This is a genomic window from Flavobacterium sp. B114r (genome assembly GCF_056824125.1).
The window spans coordinates 3,105,908-3,121,887 of sequence record NZ_CP124858.1; the positions used below are offsets into that span (position 1 = coordinate 3,105,908).

The window sequence follows — 15,980 nt, forward strand, 5'->3', positions numbered from 1 at the left end:
ATGTATATATATTTACATTGAAATTAATAAAGAGATTGAGCCTTAAGATGGATAAATTACATCAAATAGAAAGAATTAAAAAGAAGTTGATCATTGCAAAAAATGCTGATAAAGATTTAAAGGTATTTGGTGCAGGAAGTCACCAGTATATTTTAGGAGAACCAGTAAGTAAGGATCAGATTTCAGAATTTGAAAAGGAATACAATTTGATACTTCCCGAATGTTATAAGGCATTTTTATTACACATTGGTAATGGTGGAGTTACATTCGAAAATTCTTCGGCTGGACCAGCTTACGGAATTTATCCTCTGGGAAAAAATACAAATGAATTTATAGATGAGAATGCTGAGCTGTATTTAAAAAAAGATTGTAATATTCATCCAAAAATGTCAGATGAATTTTGGTCTGATCTGAATAAAAATATTGATGATAATGATGATATTTCTGATGAGGGTTTTGATCTTGAATTAGGAAAAATATTTTCAGGATTATTACCCATCGGTACTCAGGGGTGTAATTATTATTATGCTCTTGTTTTGAACGGGAGATATAAGGGAAGCATTGTAAATGTTGACATTGGCAGACAAAAGCCGTATTTTGCTTTTGAATCTGATTTTTTAGATTGGTACGAAAGATGGCTTGATGGAATAATCCCTGAAAATGTAATGTTAATCGAACCTGATTTGTTTCGATATACATTAGGAGGAACGTCGAATCATATTTTAGAAGTATATTTTTCTTCGAATGAAAATGACACTAAAATAGAATGTTTAAATGGAATCTTAAAAAAGCAACAACTTGATTTAGGAACTTTAGATATTCTGGAACAACAATATAAAGTAGCTGTTGGGAAAATTCAAAAATTATTACTTCAAATACTTACTAAGTTTGATTACGAACGTGCAAAACCTCACTTGGTTGATTTTACAAAAGAGAGTTTGTTAGATGTTTTTCAGTTTGTATTTTGGTATGCTAAGGATAAAAGTTCAGATTGGTTAGATACGATCAAATCAAATACTGAAAATATTAATGACGATGAAATTTTTAGTTTTTGTACTTATTTATTAAAAGAAATGAATTTTGATTACGGAGATATTATTGTTCCTTTTACTTTAAATAATAATGAAGGCATAAGAGTTAGTGCTTATTATTCGCTTGGTCAATTAGAGAATAAAAGCAATCATATTGATACATTTATTCTCGGGTTAAGGGATAATTCGAATAGAGTTATTCATACGGTATTACAGGCTTTGGATGGAGTAGAAGATCAAAAACTTTTAGAACATTATAAATTTATAGCCGAAAAATTTCCGAAAGAGCAGGATTATATTTTAGTAAATCTAAATCATAGACTTAAATCTTTTGGTTTGAATAATAAGACTGTAAAAGGAATGAAAATTTGATTAGATCAATAGAAAAATATATCAGTTCAAGAAATGAAAAAAGCTAGTTTCAATTTAGGAACTAGCTTTTTGTCTGACTTGTATTTCTTGATTTATTCTTTAGTAAATGTATATTCTTTTCCGCCTTGTTTTAAGATCATTTCTTTTTTATCAGGGTTGAATTCTAGTGCGATACCTGCCTGATCAAATTTAAAAATGTTGGCGGCAGCTGCTTCTAATGGAAAAGAGGGTTGTCCCGTTGCCTGGGCGATCAATGTTTTATCTTTTTTTGAAATGGCTATTTTTAACGGGATTTGTGGGCTCCCGTAATTGCCTAAATATGGATCCAGTGTTTCAGTCGTAATGGCAATGGTGGTAAAATCCGGCATTGTATAAGGTTTGTGAAAATAAGAACTCAATGCGCAAAGTAAGATACTATTGTTGTCATAATTAATTCCGTTTGAAGTAATGGCTAATGCTAATTTTTCATTTGGGAAATAGCTTAAAACAGATCTGAAACCATCAATTCCTCCGGTATGACCATAACTTTTTAGTTCAAAGTAAGGAAACTCAAAAATTCCCATTCCGTATTTGTCTTTTAGTGTTTTCATCTCATTTAGATGTTCAATAGAAACAATTTTACCTGCAAAAAGATTTTCGATAAATAAGTTTAAATCTGTTGGGTTAGAAACAATTCCGCCGGCTCCAAGCGGAATCGACATATCGGTTTCATTTTCTTTATTCCATTTTCCATCAAATGTATATGAAAAGCATTCGTTATTTTCTATGCTTGTTTTTCCGCCTAAATAAGTGTTTTTTAATTTTAGAGGACTGACAATTTTTAGATTTAAAATTTCTCCAAATTTCTTTTTGTAAACATCTTCAAGTATAAAAGATAATAAAACGTAGTTAGAATTACTGTATTGACCTTTTGTATTAGGCTCAAAAGTACTATCTCCTCCGGCTATTCTTGCGATCATTTTATCTCTGGATTGAAATTCAGTACTCCATTTTAAATAATCCTCATCATTGGTGAAATCATGTATGCCGCTTCTGTGGTTTAGTAAATTGCTAATTGTAATGGTTTTTGCATTTTTTACTGTTGGGAAATATTTATCAATAGTTTGATTCAAGTTGATTTTTTTCTCTTCTACAGCTTTGAAAATCATCGAAGCTGTAAACATTTTAGAAATTGAACCTATTCTGTATTTTGTGTTTATACTTGATTTCTTAGAACTGGCAATATCATCGTAACCAATTGATTTGGCATAAATTGTTTTTCCGTTTTCAGAAATTGAGATGCTTCCCATATATTTATTGTTCTTTTCTAAAAGAAGAAATAAACTATCTAATCTTTGAGGATTGAAATTTTGACTGAAACCAATTGTCGTGATAAGTGTAAATAAACTGGTAATAATAATTTTTTTCATACTAAGGTTTTTTGGTTGATTGATTTTTTGAATTTTAATAACAGGGTAATAAGGAAATAAAATAATACGATTGAAAGCAACATGACAGGAATGAACCAGTTGCCAAGAACTTCTATGGTTTGGGTTTTTAACTGACTTTCGGGATTTACTATTCCGAGTATAAAAACAGAGTAAGAATCGGGTTTAATATGTAATCCCACAAGTGACGGATAGAATATTTTCGCAAAAATCAGGAAGACAAAGCCAAATAGGAAAAGGTATAAAATAAAGAAAAATATATACGAAACGCCATTTGTAAAGTTTAATATCAATGCTTTAAAAACATGAACAGGGTTAAAAGTTTTTGTTGCCTGTTCGAGTTTTTTATCTGCGACAAGTGGTTTTAAAACTTCTTCCGGAATCCCTAATTTCTCAATTATATCCAATAGTGAATCTATTTCATTTGCATTATTTCTATGCTGAATAGATTCAAAAATATGGCTGTTGAATTCCATATAAATATCATCCTGATTGATTTTTGATAATGAAGCCGTTGCTTTTTTAATACGCTTCATGTAATCGTTATAAATTCTCTGTGAAGCTTTTTGTTCGAATTTGATATCTTCTATTCTCATTGAATGATTTTTTTGATTGATTTTTCAAGATTTTCCCAATAGATATTCATCTGACTTAAAGTTTCGATTCCGGCTTCGGTCAAGGAATAATATTTTCGGGGAATACCAGTTTCTTGTTCGACCCATTTTGATGTTACTAATTCTTCTGTTTTCAATCGGTTCATCAAAGGATAAAGAGTTCCTTCGGCGATTTCTATCTCGGTATGTTTTCTTATTTGTTCGATAAGTTCATAACCATAGTACTCATGATTTTTAAGTACGTTCAGGATGATAAAAGTTAAGGTGCCTTTCTTTACCTGCGATTTCCAGTTTGTTACAAATGTTTCGTTCATATTTCAAATGTATAACAAAATACATAGTATAACAAAGTATATGGCTAAGTTTTTTTATTTTATATGTTTAAAGTGTTGATTTTTAAATATTTAAATTTTAAAAAAGATCACTTTTGCAAATTCTTGCGATTGTGTTTTCTTTTGTAATGTGTTTGTTTGAGGTTCTTTTTGTCCTGAGATATGATACTTATGGTGCCGTCAATTTCAAGCATAGCGAGCTTTATATCTGTCAAATGTTCTAAACCGTGCTCACGTGCCGCTTCTTTTAGTTCATCGTGAGAGATGTCTAATTTGCTTAGGGTTTTAAAATCTAACACGCCATTGTGAATCAGAATTTCTGGCTTATCTAGTAATAAATTATTAAGGCCTTTGTATTTATGAGTCAGTTTTTTTATAATAAAATTGATTATAAATAAAGCTAAAGCAGCAATTAAACCTCCGGAAAGACTTGTGTCTGGGCCAACCATTGCATTTTGAACCGAGTTACTGATCAGTAAAATAAGAATAATATCTGCAGTGTTTAATTGCGAAAGTTCCTTTTTTCCAAAGAGTCTAAGTGCAATTGTCATGAAAAAATATACAGCTATACTTCTTGCAATAATATCTAAATAGGGGTATAGCGCCATTTTTTTTGAGTTTAAATTTAAAAAAAGCTTTGTCAAAGTTTTAAACTTTGACAAAGCTAGTCTGCACATTTTTGTCATCCCGAGGAACGAGGGATCACACTAGAAGCTCCGCAAAGTAAATCGATAATCGTTGTCGAGTTTCGAGTGTGATCCCTCGTTCCTCGGGATGACAATATTGCGATTATTTTGTTGCTAAAAGCTAAATGAACTTATATTAGTTTAAAATTCTTTTCAATCGCTTTGATCATTTCGCCTGCAATATCTTTATTGGTAGCACCTTCGATTCCTTCAAGACCAGGAGAAGAGTTGACTTCCAGTAATAACGGTCCTTTTGAAGAACGAATAATATCGACCCCGGCGACTTTTAAGTCCATAGCTTTTGCAGCTTTTATGGCAATCTTTTTCTCTTCGGCAGTTACTTTTATTACAGAGGCTGTTCCTCCAAGATGAATGTTTGCTCTAAATTCTCCCGGCATTGCTTCACGCTGAATTGCTGCAACAACTTTTCCGTCGATTACAAAACAACGAATATCTTTTCCGTTTGCTTCTTTGATGAATTCCTGAACAAGGATGTTTGCATTCAAACTCTTAAAGGCATTGATAACACTTTCTGCCGCTTTTTTGGTTTCGGCCAAAACAACCCCTTTTCCTTGTGTTCCTTCCAATAATTTTACAATTAAAGGTGAACCTCCTACCATTTTGATTAAATTGTCTGTATCCAAAGGAGAATTAGCAAAACCAGTTGTTGGAATATCAATTCCGCTATTCAAAAGCAACTGCAATGAATATAATTTATCCCGGGATTGTGTTATGGCTGAAGCCGAATTTAAAACAAAAACCTTCAATGCTTCAAATTGACGTGTAAGAGCGCAACCGTAGAAAGTAATGCTTGGTCGGATTCTTGGAATAATAGCATCAAATTGGTTTAATATCTTTCCACCGCGATAATGAATTTCAGGTGTTTTTGCGTCCAGCTTCATGTAACATTCCTTGATATTCAAAAAATGCATTTCATGACCGCGCATTTCACCCGCTTCCATGATTCTTTTATTGCTGTATAATTCAGGATTACTCGCCAAAAGTCCGATTCGTAGACCAGAAGTCGCTTTTTCTGAATTTTGATATAGTTCTTTTAATGTTTCAGGAGTAGGTTGTCCTAACATGTATTTTTCTTCAGGATCAACCAATACACGTCCGCTCATGGCTTCACGGCCTAAAAGCATTCGAAAACCCATCGAGTCACGATTGGTCAAAGTCATTTCGATTGGCCATTTTACATCACCAAGCTTAATGCTGGTTTGAATCACGTAACGATGTTCTCTGAAGCCACTTGAACTTTTTACGATTCTTTTGTCAACCAACGGAGCTTCGCAATGTATGACGGTTTTAATGTTATTCTGAATTGGATTAATGTCAAATTTTACCCAATTGGCATCATTTTTTATAAAAGGAGCTATGTTTATCGCGTGCATTGCCGAAGTTTTAGCACCAGAATCGACGCGAGCTTTGATTGTCGGGATTCCTAGTTCTGGAAATGCGCACCATTCTTCGCTACCTAAAATGACTTTATTTTGAAGCATACGTTATTATTTATTTATAGAATATAATAGCCAAAAATAGCTATTTGCTTTTACTAAAGGTAGTAATTTATCTAAAAAAAATACCCGTTATGTTATGAAAACGTAACGGGTAAATTAAATTTGTTATGAGTTTGAAATAATCTATTGATTAGTTGGCTCTTCGGCTTTGTGTATTTCTACAGAAAGCTCTTGGGAATCATCTTTTAAATCCATTAAGATCTCATCGCCTGAATGTATTTTTGAAGTGATGATTTCTTCTGCTAACAAATCTTCAACATATTTCTGAATTGCTCTTTTTAGAGGACGTGCTCCAAATTGTCTGTCAAAACCTTTCTCAGCAATAAAAGCTTTTGCTTTATCTGTAAGATTCAATTTGTATCCTAGTTCAGAAACGCGTGAATATAGTTTTGCAAGTTCAATTTCGATAATCAAATCAATATCATGTTTCTCTAATGCGTTGAATACGATTACATCATCAATTCTGTTTAAGAATTCAGGAGCAAAAGTTTTTTTCAATGCATTTTCTATAATGCTTTTTGAGTTTTCATCAGCCTGAGCTACTTTCGCAGCAGTTCCAAATCCTACACCTTGTCCAAAATCTTTTAACTGACGCGCACCAACATTCGATGTCATTATAATGATAGTGTTTTTAAAGTCGATTTTGCGACCTAAACTATCTGTTAAATATCCGTCATCAAGAACCTGAAGCATCATATTGAATACATCCGGATGCGCTTTTTCGATCTCGTCTAATAACACAACACAATATGGTTTTCTACGAACTTTTTCAGTCAATTGACCACCTTCTTCGTATCCTACGTATCCCGGAGGCGCTCCAACTAAACGAGAGATCGCAAATTTCTCCATGTATTCACTCATGTCAATACGAACTAATGCATCTTCAGAATCGAATAACTCTTTTGCTAAAACTTTCGCTAATTGTGTTTTACCAACTCCAGTCTGACCTAAGAAAATAAACGAACCAATTGGTTTGTTAGGATCTTTAAGTCCGGCTCTGTTACGCTGAATAGAACGGGCAATTTTTAAAACTGCTTCATTTTGACCAATTACTTTGTTTTGAATTAATTCAGGTAATTTGGCTAACTTATTGCTTTCTGTTTGTGCAATTCTGTTTACAGGAATTCCGGTCATCATAGAAACAACATCGGCTACATTGTCTTCTGTAACTTCAATTCTGTTGTTCTTAGAATCTTCTTCCCATTGTTCTTGTGCAACAGCAAGATCTTTTTCAATGCGTTTTTCATCATCGCGAAGTTTGGCAGCCTCTTCGTATTTTTGTTTTTTGACTACCATGTTTTTCATTTCACGAACTTCTTCTAACTGACGTTCCAAATCAAGAATTTGTTTAGGAACATCAATATTAGTAATGTGTACGCGAGATCCGGCTTCGTCAAGAGCATCAATAGCCTTGTCTGGTAAGAAACGCTCAGACATATATCTGTTCGTTAATTTAACACAAGCTTCAATTGCTTCCTGAGTATAAGTTACATTGTGGTGATCTTCATATTTATCTTTAATGTTGTTTAAGATTGCAATAGTTTCTTCAACAGATGTTGGTTCAACGATTACTTTCTGAAAACGTCTTTCAAGAGCACCATCTTTCTCAATATATTGTCTGTATTCATCAAGAGTTGTAGCGCCAATACATTGGATTTCACCTCTTGCTAAAGCAGGTTTAAACATGTTTGAAGCATCAAGAGAACCTGTTGCTCCACCAGCGCCTACGATAGTGTGAATTTCATCAATAAAAAGAATGATATCGTCATTTTTCTCCAGCTCGTTCATCACGGCTTTCATTCTTTCTTCAAACTGACCGCGGTATTTTGTTCCTGCTACTAAACTGGCAAGATCAAGGGTAACCACACGTTTGTTGAAAAGGATACGAGATACTTTCTTTTGGATAATACGTAAAGCAAGTCCTTCTGCAATAGCAGATTTACCAACTCCAGGCTCTCCAATAAGTAGCGGGTTGTTCTTTTTTCTACGGCTTAGAATTTGAGAAACACGTTCAATTTCTTTCTCGCGTCCTACAACCGGATCCAGTTTTCCTTCTTCTGCCATTTCTGTTAAATCTCTCCCAAAATTATCTAAAACCGGAGTCTTTGATTTTTTGTTTGACTTATTGGCGGGATTATTAAAACTACTTTCTTTTAGACTGTCATCTTGTCCTGAATCGTCATTATACGATTCGTTTCTTGGCAAGTTTTCTAAGAATTCTTCTTCGTTTGGAGTCATATTTAAATATTGTTCTTTAGCTATGTCATAATCTATTTTTAGTTTATTCAATAGTTTGGTTGTGGGATCGTTTTCGTTTCGTAAGATACACAAAAGCAAGTGCGCCGTGCTAATCGACGAGCTCTGAAATACTTTAGCTTCCAGAAATGTGGTCTTCAGGGCTCTTTCCGCCTGGCGCGTAAGATGAAGATTCTTCTTTTCGGCATTTACTTCAACGCTTTGATTGGCTGGACTCAGTATTTCTACTTTCCTGCGTAAATGATCTAAATCGACTGCAAGGTTATTAAGTATATGAATAGCTTTTCCGTTTCCATCCCTTAAAATGCCTAGCATTAGATGTTCAGTACCAATAAAGTCGTGGCCCAAACGTAAGGCTTCCTCTTTACTGTAGGTAATAACATCTTTTACTCTTGGTGAAAAATTATCATCCATAATATATAATTGGTATTGTAAATTTAGTGAATTAGTGTTTGAAAAACAAAAACCATACCCTTCAGAAACTCCTGACAGCTAAGAGACAAAAAAAATAACAATAAAAGCGTTAAAATACGCTTAATTTATTAACCAAAAGCTAAAAAAAAGTTGTTAATAAATCATTGAAATAAGTGTAAGTAAATAGCTGAAAAAATTCCAAAAAAACGTATCTTGGCACGCTTTGAAACTAATATAATTATTTAAACATAACAACTTATGTCTGAAGGAGAAAAGTTAATTCCTATTAACATTGAAGATGAAATGAAATCTGCTTATATCGATTATTCGATGTCAGTAATTGTATCGAGAGCACTTCCGGATGTTAGAGATGGCTTGAAACCAGTGCATCGAAGAGTTCTTTACGGAATGTATGATTTAGGTGTAACTTCAAAATCTGCCCACAAAAAATCTGCTAGAATCGTAGGAGAGGTTCTGGGTAAGTATCACCCACACGGAGATACTTCTGTTTATGATGCGATGGTTCGTATGGCCCAGGAATGGAGTATGCGTTATTTATTAGTGGATGGTCAGGGTAACTTTGGTTCTGTAGATGGCGATAGTCCTGCAGCAATGCGTTATACTGAGGCCAGAATGCGTAAGATTTCAGAAGACATCATGGCAGATATCGAAAAAGAAACAGTTGATTTTCAATTGAACTTTGATGATACTTTATATGAGCCAAAAGTAATGCCAACCAGAGTTCCTACTTTGTTAATCAATGGAGCAACTGGAATCGCGGTAGGTATGGCAACAAATATGCCTCCACACAATTTAACTGAGGTTATCAACGGAACACTTGCGTACCTTGATAATAACGATATCGAAATTGACGAATTAATGACGCATATTAAAGCTCCGGATTTTCCAACTGGAGGTATAATATATGGTTATGAAGGTGTTCGTGAAGCATTTAAAACCGGTAGAGGGCGTATTGTAATGCGTGCTAAAGTTGGTTTTGAAGAAGTTGACGGAAGAGAATCTATTATTGTTACCGAGATTCCATATCAGGTAAACAAAGCCGAGATGATCAAACGTACGGCTGATTTAGTTAATGATAAAAAAATTGAAGGTATTGCGAATATTCGTGACGAGTCAGATAGAAATGGTATGCGTATCGTTTATATCCTGAAACGTGATGCTACGCCAAACGTAGTTTTGAATACTTTATATAAATATACGTCTTTACAGTCTTCTTTTAGTGTAAACAATATTGCGCTTGTAAAAGGTCGCCCACAAATGTTGAATCTAAAAGATATGATTCATTATTTTATTGAGCACCGTCATGATGTAGTAGTTCGCAGAACTCGTTTTGAATTGCGTAAAGCAGAAGAAAGAGCGCATATATTAGAAGGTTTAATTATTGCATCTGATAATATTGACGAAGTAATTGCATTAATCAGAGGTTCTAAAAATACCGAAGAAGCTCGTGAAAAATTAATCGAAAGATTTAAATTGTCAGATATTCAGGCTCGTGCAATTGTTGAGATGCGTTTACGTCAGTTAACAGGTCTGGAACAAGATAAATTAAGAGCTGAATACGAAGAATTGATGAAGTTAATCGAGCATTTGAAAGCTTTATTAGCAGATGTGGTTTTAAGAACGAACTTAATTAAGGAAGAACTTGAAGAAATTCGTGAGAAATACGGAGATGACCGTCGTTCTCAAATTGAATATTCAGGTGGAGATGTAAGTATTGAAGATTTAATTGCTGATGAAAATGTAGTGATTACAATTTCTCATGCAGGTTATATCAAACGTACCAACTTAACAGAATACAAAACTCAAAATAGAGGAGGAGTTGGACAAAAAAGTGCAGGAACAAGAGATCAGGATTTCCTTGAGCATATGTTCGTTGCAACCAATCACCAGTATATGATGTTCTTTACGCAAAAAGGTAAATGTTTCTGGATGCGTGTTTACGAAATTCCGGAAGGAAGTAAAACGGCAAAAGGAAGAGCAATTCAAAACTTAGTAAACATTGAAAGTGATGATAAAGTAAAAGCTTTCATTTGTACACAAGACTTAAAAGACAAAGATTATATCAATAGTCATAATCTTGTAATGGTAACTAAAAAAGGTCAGGTTAAGAAAACATCTTTAGAGAAATATTCTAAACCAAGAGTAAATGGTGTTGCTGCAATTACAATTAAAGAAGGTGATGAATTACTTGAAGCTAAATTAACAAACGGAGAAAGTCAAATTATCCTTGCTGTTAAATCTGGTAAATTAGTTCGTTTTGAGGAAACTAAAACACGTCCGATGGGAAGAACAGCTTCCGGAGTTCGCGGAATTACCTTAAAAGATGATACTGATGAAGTAATTGGTATGGTTACGGTTGATAAGGACAATGTAAACGACTCGCAAATTTTAGTTGTAACTGAAAACGGATACGGTAAACGTACTAAATTAGTTGACGACGATGGTGAAGATGTTTACAGAATTACAAACCGTGGAGGAAAAGGTGTTAAGACACTTAATATCACAGAAAAAACAGGAAAATTAATTTCGATAAACGCTGTTAGTGATGCTGATGATTTAATGATTATCAACAGATCTGGATTAACAATCAGAATGGCAATTGAAGATTTACGTGTAATGGGTCGTGCAACTCAGGGAGTTCGATTGATTAACTTAAAAGGTAAAGATTCTATCGCTGCTGTAACGAAAGTTATGAAAGATGATGTTGCTGAAGTTATTGTTGATGAGGACGGTAATGTTATCGAGTCAGTTATCGAAAGAGTAAAACCTGATTTAGAAGTTCTTGAAGATGATAGTCCTGTAGAAGATGACGATGAGGATGACGATTCAGAAGAAGAATTAGAAGACGAAGATGATTCAGAAGAAGAAGAATCTGAAGAATAAAATTTAACCACTATAATTAAATATACAAATTGAATACTATGAAAAGTAAATATGTAATACTTGCGTCAGCATTATTGATTTCAGTAGCTACTTTTGCTCAAAAAGATCAAATCAAGAGTGCTGAAAAAGCGTTAAAAGGAGGAGATGCTCAAGGAGCAGTTGCAATTCTTAAAGATGCTGAAAATTTGGTTGTAAATGCCAAAGATGTTGAACAGGCTCAGTACTACTTTGTACGGGGTAATGCTTATTTAGCTTTGGCAGATAAAAAAGTAGAAGAAAGTAAAAACCTTTCTCTTGCTGCTGAAAGCTATAAAAAGTTAATTGATGTTGAAAAAGCTTCTGGAAAATTAAAATATTCTACTCAGGCTGCAGCTTCAATTACTGATATTAAAGGAAAGTTGATTAATGCAGCTATTGCAGATTCTCAGGTAAGTAAACATGCTGACGGTGCAAAAAAATTGTATGATGCTTATTTATTAGATAAAAAAGATACAATCAATTTATATTATGCAGCTTCAACAGCAGTAAATGCTCAGGATTTTGATCTTGCTTTACCAATGTACGAAGAATTAAAAAAATTAAACTATTCTGGAAAAGGTACTAGCTATTTAGCTGTAAATAAAATTTCAGGTAATGAGGATAATTTTAATAGTGCAAAAGATAGAGATTTAGCTGTAAAATTAGGAACTCACGAAAAACCTAAAACTGAAGCTATTCCTTCTAAAAGAGGGGAAATTTATAAAAATTTAGCTTTGATTTTAGTTCAAAAAGGACGTAGTGAAGATGCTAAAAAAGCAATTGCTGATGCTAGAAAAGCAAATCCTGAAGATAGTTCTTTGATTCTTACAGAAGCTAACTTGTATTTAGAATCTAAAGATTATGATACATACAAAAAATTAGTAGGTGAAGCTTTAGAAAAAGATCCAAAGAATGCTGATTTGGTTTTTAATTTAGGTGTTATTAGTGGAAATGCTAAAAACAATGCAGATGCTGAAAAATACTATTTGAAAGCGATCGAAATCAATCCAAATTATGCAAATGCTTATCTTAACCTGGCAGCTTTAAAATTAGAGGCTGAAAAACCAATTATTGATGAGATGAATAAATTGGGTACTTCTGCAAAAGATATGAAACGTTACGATGTGTTGAAAGCACAAAGAGAAAATGTTTTTAAAGGAGTTATTCCTTACCTTAAAAAAGCAAATGAATTAGATCCTAAAAACGAAGATGTATCTAAAACATTATTAGGTGTGTACAAAGCATTAGAAATGACTGCTGAAGCAAAAGCATTGAAAGCTACAATGTAATAATTTCAGATTAAATATAAAAAGCCATCTTGTTTTGAATGAGGGCACTGAAAAAGTAACCGTTTATCAAAAGAGGCTGTTTTCAAATATGAAAACAGCTTCTTTTTCTTTGATATCCTCGGATAGGTGACGGAGAACACTTTCGTACAGACGATTCTCAGAGCCTCTATTTTACTTATAAAATTACCTTTTTAACTTTAAAGGACTTTTTCAGTGCCCTCGTTTTGAATAAGATGGCTTTTTTTTTGATTAAATTTCTATTCTAAAGTTACAGAAAGTGTAATTGTGGTATTTAAAAGTTTAGAAATCGGGCAGATTTCTTTTGCTTTTGCAGCCGTTTTTTCAAATTCTTCAGCTGAAATATTTGGAACTTTTCCTTTTAGGTCTAAATGGATTAATGTAATTGTCCCGTCTTCAAAAGTAACTGTCGCTTCTGTATTTAAATCATCTGCCGTAAAACCGCCTTCGTTAAGTAAAAAACTTAATTGCATCGTAAAACAGCCTGAATGTGCTGCTGCGATCAATTCTTCAGGATTTGTTCCAACCCCGTCAGCAAATCTTGTTTTAAATGATAATTGAGCATTATCCAGTGTCGTACTTTGTGTACTTATACTTCCTGTTCCTTCCATGCCTGTTCCTTTCCAATTGGCATTCGCTTTTCTTGTAAATTTCATCTTCGTTGTTATTAGGATTAATAATTGAATTTGTTCATTTATAGAGCATCAAAAAATGATGTGGTTATCAAATATAATCAATATTTTAGAGAATTGTTTTATGAATTTAAGTTGAGATTGTTAAGTTTCAGGTTTCAAGTATGAAATAGGAATGAAAAATTTTACCGCAAAGTTCGCAAAGGGTTAATTTTGGATTGTGCACAGAAAAACACAAAGTTCGCAAAGCTTTGTGGTGAACCAGCTTTGGAAACTTTGTGTTTGTCAATATACTCTATTATAAAAAAAACCTTCGCGATCTTTGTGGTAAAATTCATTCCAACAATAACCACAAAAAAAAGGAGCAATGAAAAATATCATTACTCCTTAATAAATTTAATATATAAATTAAAGTCTATTCCTGACCCAGATTACGTAACTGTTTTAGTTTATCTTTCCAAAGCTCAAGGCTTTCCTTGTGGATAGCAATGTTTTTACGAACTTCAAGAACGATAGAATTCTCTTTTTTTGCATTTTTAGTATTTGCAAAGAACTGAATGTTATTCTCTAATTGGAAAATTTCATTCTGAACTTCTTCAATTTTACGCATTAGGAAAATCTTTTCATTGTCTAATTTACGAGTATCGTTATTATCAGATAAAGAATCAATTCTATTAGAGAAACGCATCATTTCAGTTTCTTTTTTACTCAAACTTAATTTTTCAAAAAGAGCATCTAAAATTTTATTGAATTTTCCTTCGATATGGCGCCTTGCAAAAGGTACTTTTCCATAACCTTTCCAGATTTCGATATGTGCTTTTATTGCATCAAGATCAGTTTTGTGATCACCGGTAAGTTGGTAGGCTCTCAAAACATCCAGATATGCTTTTTTATTGTCAAAAGCAGCAACTTCGTCAACGTTTTCTTCAGATTTGTGTTCCTTTAATTTATCAAAATAATGATTACAAGCATCTTTGAATTCTTTCCAGATTTTGTCTGAATATTTTTTAGGAACATGGCCAATTTGTTTCCACTCTTCCTGAATTTGTTTCATAACAGGAGTTGTAGCGCCAAAATCAGTACTTTCTTGTAATTCCTTGGCTTTTGCAACAAGAGCCATTTTTTTATTTAAATTGTCGTTTTGATCTTTTTTAATGTCTTTGTAAAATGAATTTTTAAAAGAATTAAAATTTCTAACGGCAGTTTTAAAAGCAGCCCACGTTTCTTCATTAACATCAGATGGTACTTTTCCGGCAGCAAAAAACTCATTTCTAAGTGTTTCTACTTTTTGAATTTGTACCAGCCATTGAGAGTGGGAGTTTACTTTTTCAGTTCCTAAAACCTCGATTTTTGCAATGATCTCTTTTTTTGCTTCAAGATTATTTTGTTCGTTTGCTCTTTGGCTTTCAAATAAAACTTCTCTTTTATCGTGAATTTTTTTAGTCAATTCGCTAAATTTATTCCAGATAGTATCACGGTGTTCTTTAGAAACCGGTCCAATATCTTCTTTCCAAATCCTGTGTAAATCCTGTAATTCGCGAAATGCTTTACTGATATCAGTTTCATTTGCTAATTCTTCTACACGAGCAATGATTTTTTGTTTTTGCTCCAAGTTGTATTTGAAATCTAAATCTCTTGCTTCACGATCTAAATGTAGATAATCGTAAAAATTCTCTACGTGAAAGTGGTAATTATTCCAAACGTGATTGTATTTGTCTTTTGGAATTGCTCCTGCATTTTTCCATCTTTCTCTTAAATCATTAAAATGTTTAAGAGTGTCCTTGATGTTTTCCTGTGGGTTGATAAGCTCTTTAAGTTCCTCAACTATGGCAAGCCTGTTTTCTAAATTCGTTTTTAAATTCGTTTGTAAATGCTTGAAATGAGCATTTCTTTTTTCTCTAAAAACATTATAATATTCGTCAAATTTAGATTTTAAGGGAGAATGATATTCAAATTCCTCATTTGGATCTTGATTAGAAGCGTTAAATTCTTCTTTTTTCTCCTCAATAAGGTGATTGTATTGTAATAAAAACGACTTTTTAATTTCTTCAATATGCTCTTTTACAGACATTACTTTATCTGTATTGATCAATTTTTTAAGTTCATCAACAAGTGCATCTAAAGTAAATGTATCGTAATCCTGCATAGGAATGTCATGACGCTCTTTTAGCGTTTCATCTTCACTTTCTTCAGCATTCGAATTGGTAATAGCGTCTAGTGCAGTCTGATGATTGGTTTCTGTCGTGTCAGCTGTATTTTCTGCTTCAGTTTCAGTCTCTGAAGTCGAAATTTCAGCAGCTGTTTCAGGCTCCGCTGTATCAATTGCATTATCTTGAGTAGAATCGCTAATTTCGATTTCTAATTTTCCGTCTGCTTCCTGCAGGTTATCATTCTTTTCTTCTAACATTTTAAATGTATAAGGTTTTTATTTTAAACAGAGCGAAAGATACTAAAGGTGTTTCTAAAT

General features: G+C 33.1%; 11 protein-coding genes. 3 read left to right on the forward strand and 8 right to left on the reverse strand.

Features of this window, described 5'->3' with window-relative positions; translation table 11 throughout:
- Positions 1 to 47 precede the first annotated feature (47 nt).
- Entirely contained in the window at positions 48 to 1,403 is a 1,356-nt protein-coding gene (locus QLQ94_RS13355) for an SMI1/KNR4 family protein (protein WP_482497413.1), read from the forward strand.
- Positions 1,404 to 1,495: 92 nt separating this feature from the next.
- On the opposite strand, the gene QLQ94_RS13360 is transcribed toward QLQ94_RS13355, so the two are convergent.
- The 6 genes from QLQ94_RS13360 to QLQ94_RS13385 all read right to left on the reverse strand — a co-directional run bounded on the left by QLQ94_RS13360 (position 1,496) and on the right by QLQ94_RS13385 (position 8,652).
- Positions 1,496 to 2,812 (reverse strand): serine hydrolase domain-containing protein, encoded by a 1,317-nt coding sequence (locus QLQ94_RS13360; RefSeq protein ID WP_482497414.1) that lies wholly within the window; start codon positions 2,810 to 2,812, stop codon positions 1,496 to 1,498.
- Positions 2,809 to 3,426 carry a hypothetical protein gene (locus QLQ94_RS13365; RefSeq protein WP_271335656.1) on the reverse strand — a complete coding sequence of 206 codons (618 nt, stop codon included), beginning with the start codon at positions 3,424 to 3,426 and terminating at the stop codon, positions 2,809 to 2,811. Before QLQ94_RS13365 ends, QLQ94_RS13360 begins: the two co-directional genes overlap by 4 nt.
- Positions 3,423 to 3,758 carry a PadR family transcriptional regulator gene (locus QLQ94_RS13370; RefSeq protein ID WP_271335657.1) on the reverse strand — a complete coding sequence of 112 codons (336 nt, stop codon included), beginning with the start codon at positions 3,756 to 3,758 and terminating at the stop codon, positions 3,423 to 3,425. Before QLQ94_RS13370 ends, QLQ94_RS13365 begins: the two co-directional genes overlap by 4 nt.
- A gap of 107 nt (positions 3,759 to 3,865) precedes the next feature.
- A complete protein-coding gene (locus QLQ94_RS13375) occupies positions 3,866 to 4,384 on the reverse strand; it encodes a DUF421 domain-containing protein (protein ID WP_271335658.1) in 519 nt (172 codons plus the stop codon).
- 209 nt (positions 4,385 to 4,593) lie between these two features.
- On the reverse strand, positions 4,594 to 5,964 hold the full coding sequence (rimK, locus tag QLQ94_RS13380; RefSeq protein ID WP_271335659.1) for a 30S ribosomal protein S6--L-glutamate ligase: 1,371 nt from the start codon (positions 5,962 to 5,964) through the stop codon (positions 4,594 to 4,596).
- A gap of 141 nt (positions 5,965 to 6,105) precedes the next feature.
- Positions 6,106 to 8,652 (reverse strand): ATP-dependent Clp protease ATP-binding subunit, encoded by a 2,547-nt coding sequence (locus tag QLQ94_RS13385; protein WP_271335660.1) that lies wholly within the window; start codon positions 8,650 to 8,652, stop codon positions 6,106 to 6,108.
- A gap of 258 nt (positions 8,653 to 8,910) precedes the next feature.
- On the opposite strand from QLQ94_RS13385, the gene gyrA reads away from it, so the two are divergent.
- Both gyrA and QLQ94_RS13395 read left to right on the forward strand, forming a co-directional pair.
- A complete protein-coding gene (gene gyrA / locus QLQ94_RS13390; RefSeq protein ID WP_271335661.1) occupies positions 8,911 to 11,556 on the forward strand; it encodes a DNA gyrase subunit A in 2,646 nt (881 codons plus the stop codon).
- A 38-nt stretch (positions 11,557 to 11,594) separates the two neighbouring features.
- Positions 11,595 to 12,863 carry a tetratricopeptide repeat protein gene (locus QLQ94_RS13395; RefSeq protein ID WP_482497417.1) on the forward strand — a complete coding sequence of 423 codons (1,269 nt, stop codon included), beginning with the start codon at positions 11,595 to 11,597 and terminating at the stop codon, positions 12,861 to 12,863.
- Positions 12,864 to 13,120: 257 nt separating this feature from the next.
- Here the strand turns inward: QLQ94_RS13395 and QLQ94_RS13400 are convergent, their stop codons facing one another.
- Both QLQ94_RS13400 and QLQ94_RS13405 read right to left on the reverse strand, forming a co-directional pair.
- Entirely contained in the window at positions 13,121 to 13,537 is a 417-nt protein-coding gene (locus tag QLQ94_RS13400; protein WP_271338766.1) for an OsmC family protein, read from the reverse strand.
- A 391-nt stretch (positions 13,538 to 13,928) separates the two neighbouring features.
- Positions 13,929 to 15,920: a DUF349 domain-containing protein gene (locus QLQ94_RS13405; RefSeq protein WP_482497419.1), complete on the reverse strand. Its 1,992-nt coding sequence runs from the start codon at positions 15,918 to 15,920 to the stop codon at positions 13,929 to 13,931.
- Positions 15,921 to 15,980: the final 60 nt, after the last annotated feature.

Excerpts from the sequence above, each read along its gene's own strand:
- QLQ94_RS13355 (WP_482497413.1), top strand. The coding sequence starts at position 48 with ATGGATAAATTACATCAAATAGAAAGAATTAAAAAGAAGTTGATCATT.
- QLQ94_RS13360 (WP_482497414.1), bottom strand. The coding sequence starts at position 2,812 with ATGAAAAAAATTATTATTACCAGTTTATTTACACTTATCACGACAATT.
- QLQ94_RS13365 (WP_271335656.1), bottom strand. The coding sequence starts at position 3,426 with ATGAGAATAGAAGATATCAAATTCGAACAAAAAGCTTCACAGAGAATT.
- QLQ94_RS13370 (WP_271335657.1), bottom strand. The coding sequence starts at position 3,758 with ATGAACGAAACATTTGTAACAAACTGGAAATCGCAGGTAAAGAAAGGC.
- QLQ94_RS13375 (WP_271335658.1), bottom strand. The coding sequence starts at position 4,384 with ATGGCGCTATACCCCTATTTAGATATTATTGCAAGAAGTATAGCTGTA.
- rimK (WP_271335659.1), bottom strand. The coding sequence starts at position 5,964 with ATGCTTCAAAATAAAGTCATTTTAGGTAGCGAAGAATGGTGCGCATTT.
- QLQ94_RS13385 (WP_271335660.1), bottom strand. The coding sequence starts at position 8,652 with ATGGATGATAATTTTTCACCAAGAGTAAAAGATGTTATTACCTACAGT.
- gyrA (WP_271335661.1), top strand. The coding sequence starts at position 8,911 with ATGTCTGAAGGAGAAAAGTTAATTCCTATTAACATTGAAGATGAAATG.
- QLQ94_RS13395 (WP_482497417.1), top strand. The coding sequence starts at position 11,595 with ATGAAAAGTAAATATGTAATACTTGCGTCAGCATTATTGATTTCAGTA.
- QLQ94_RS13400 (WP_271338766.1), bottom strand. The coding sequence starts at position 13,537 with ATGAAATTTACAAGAAAAGCGAATGCCAATTGGAAAGGAACAGGCATG.
- QLQ94_RS13405 (WP_482497419.1), bottom strand. The coding sequence starts at position 15,920 with ATGTTAGAAGAAAAGAATGATAACCTGCAGGAAGCAGACGGAAAATTA.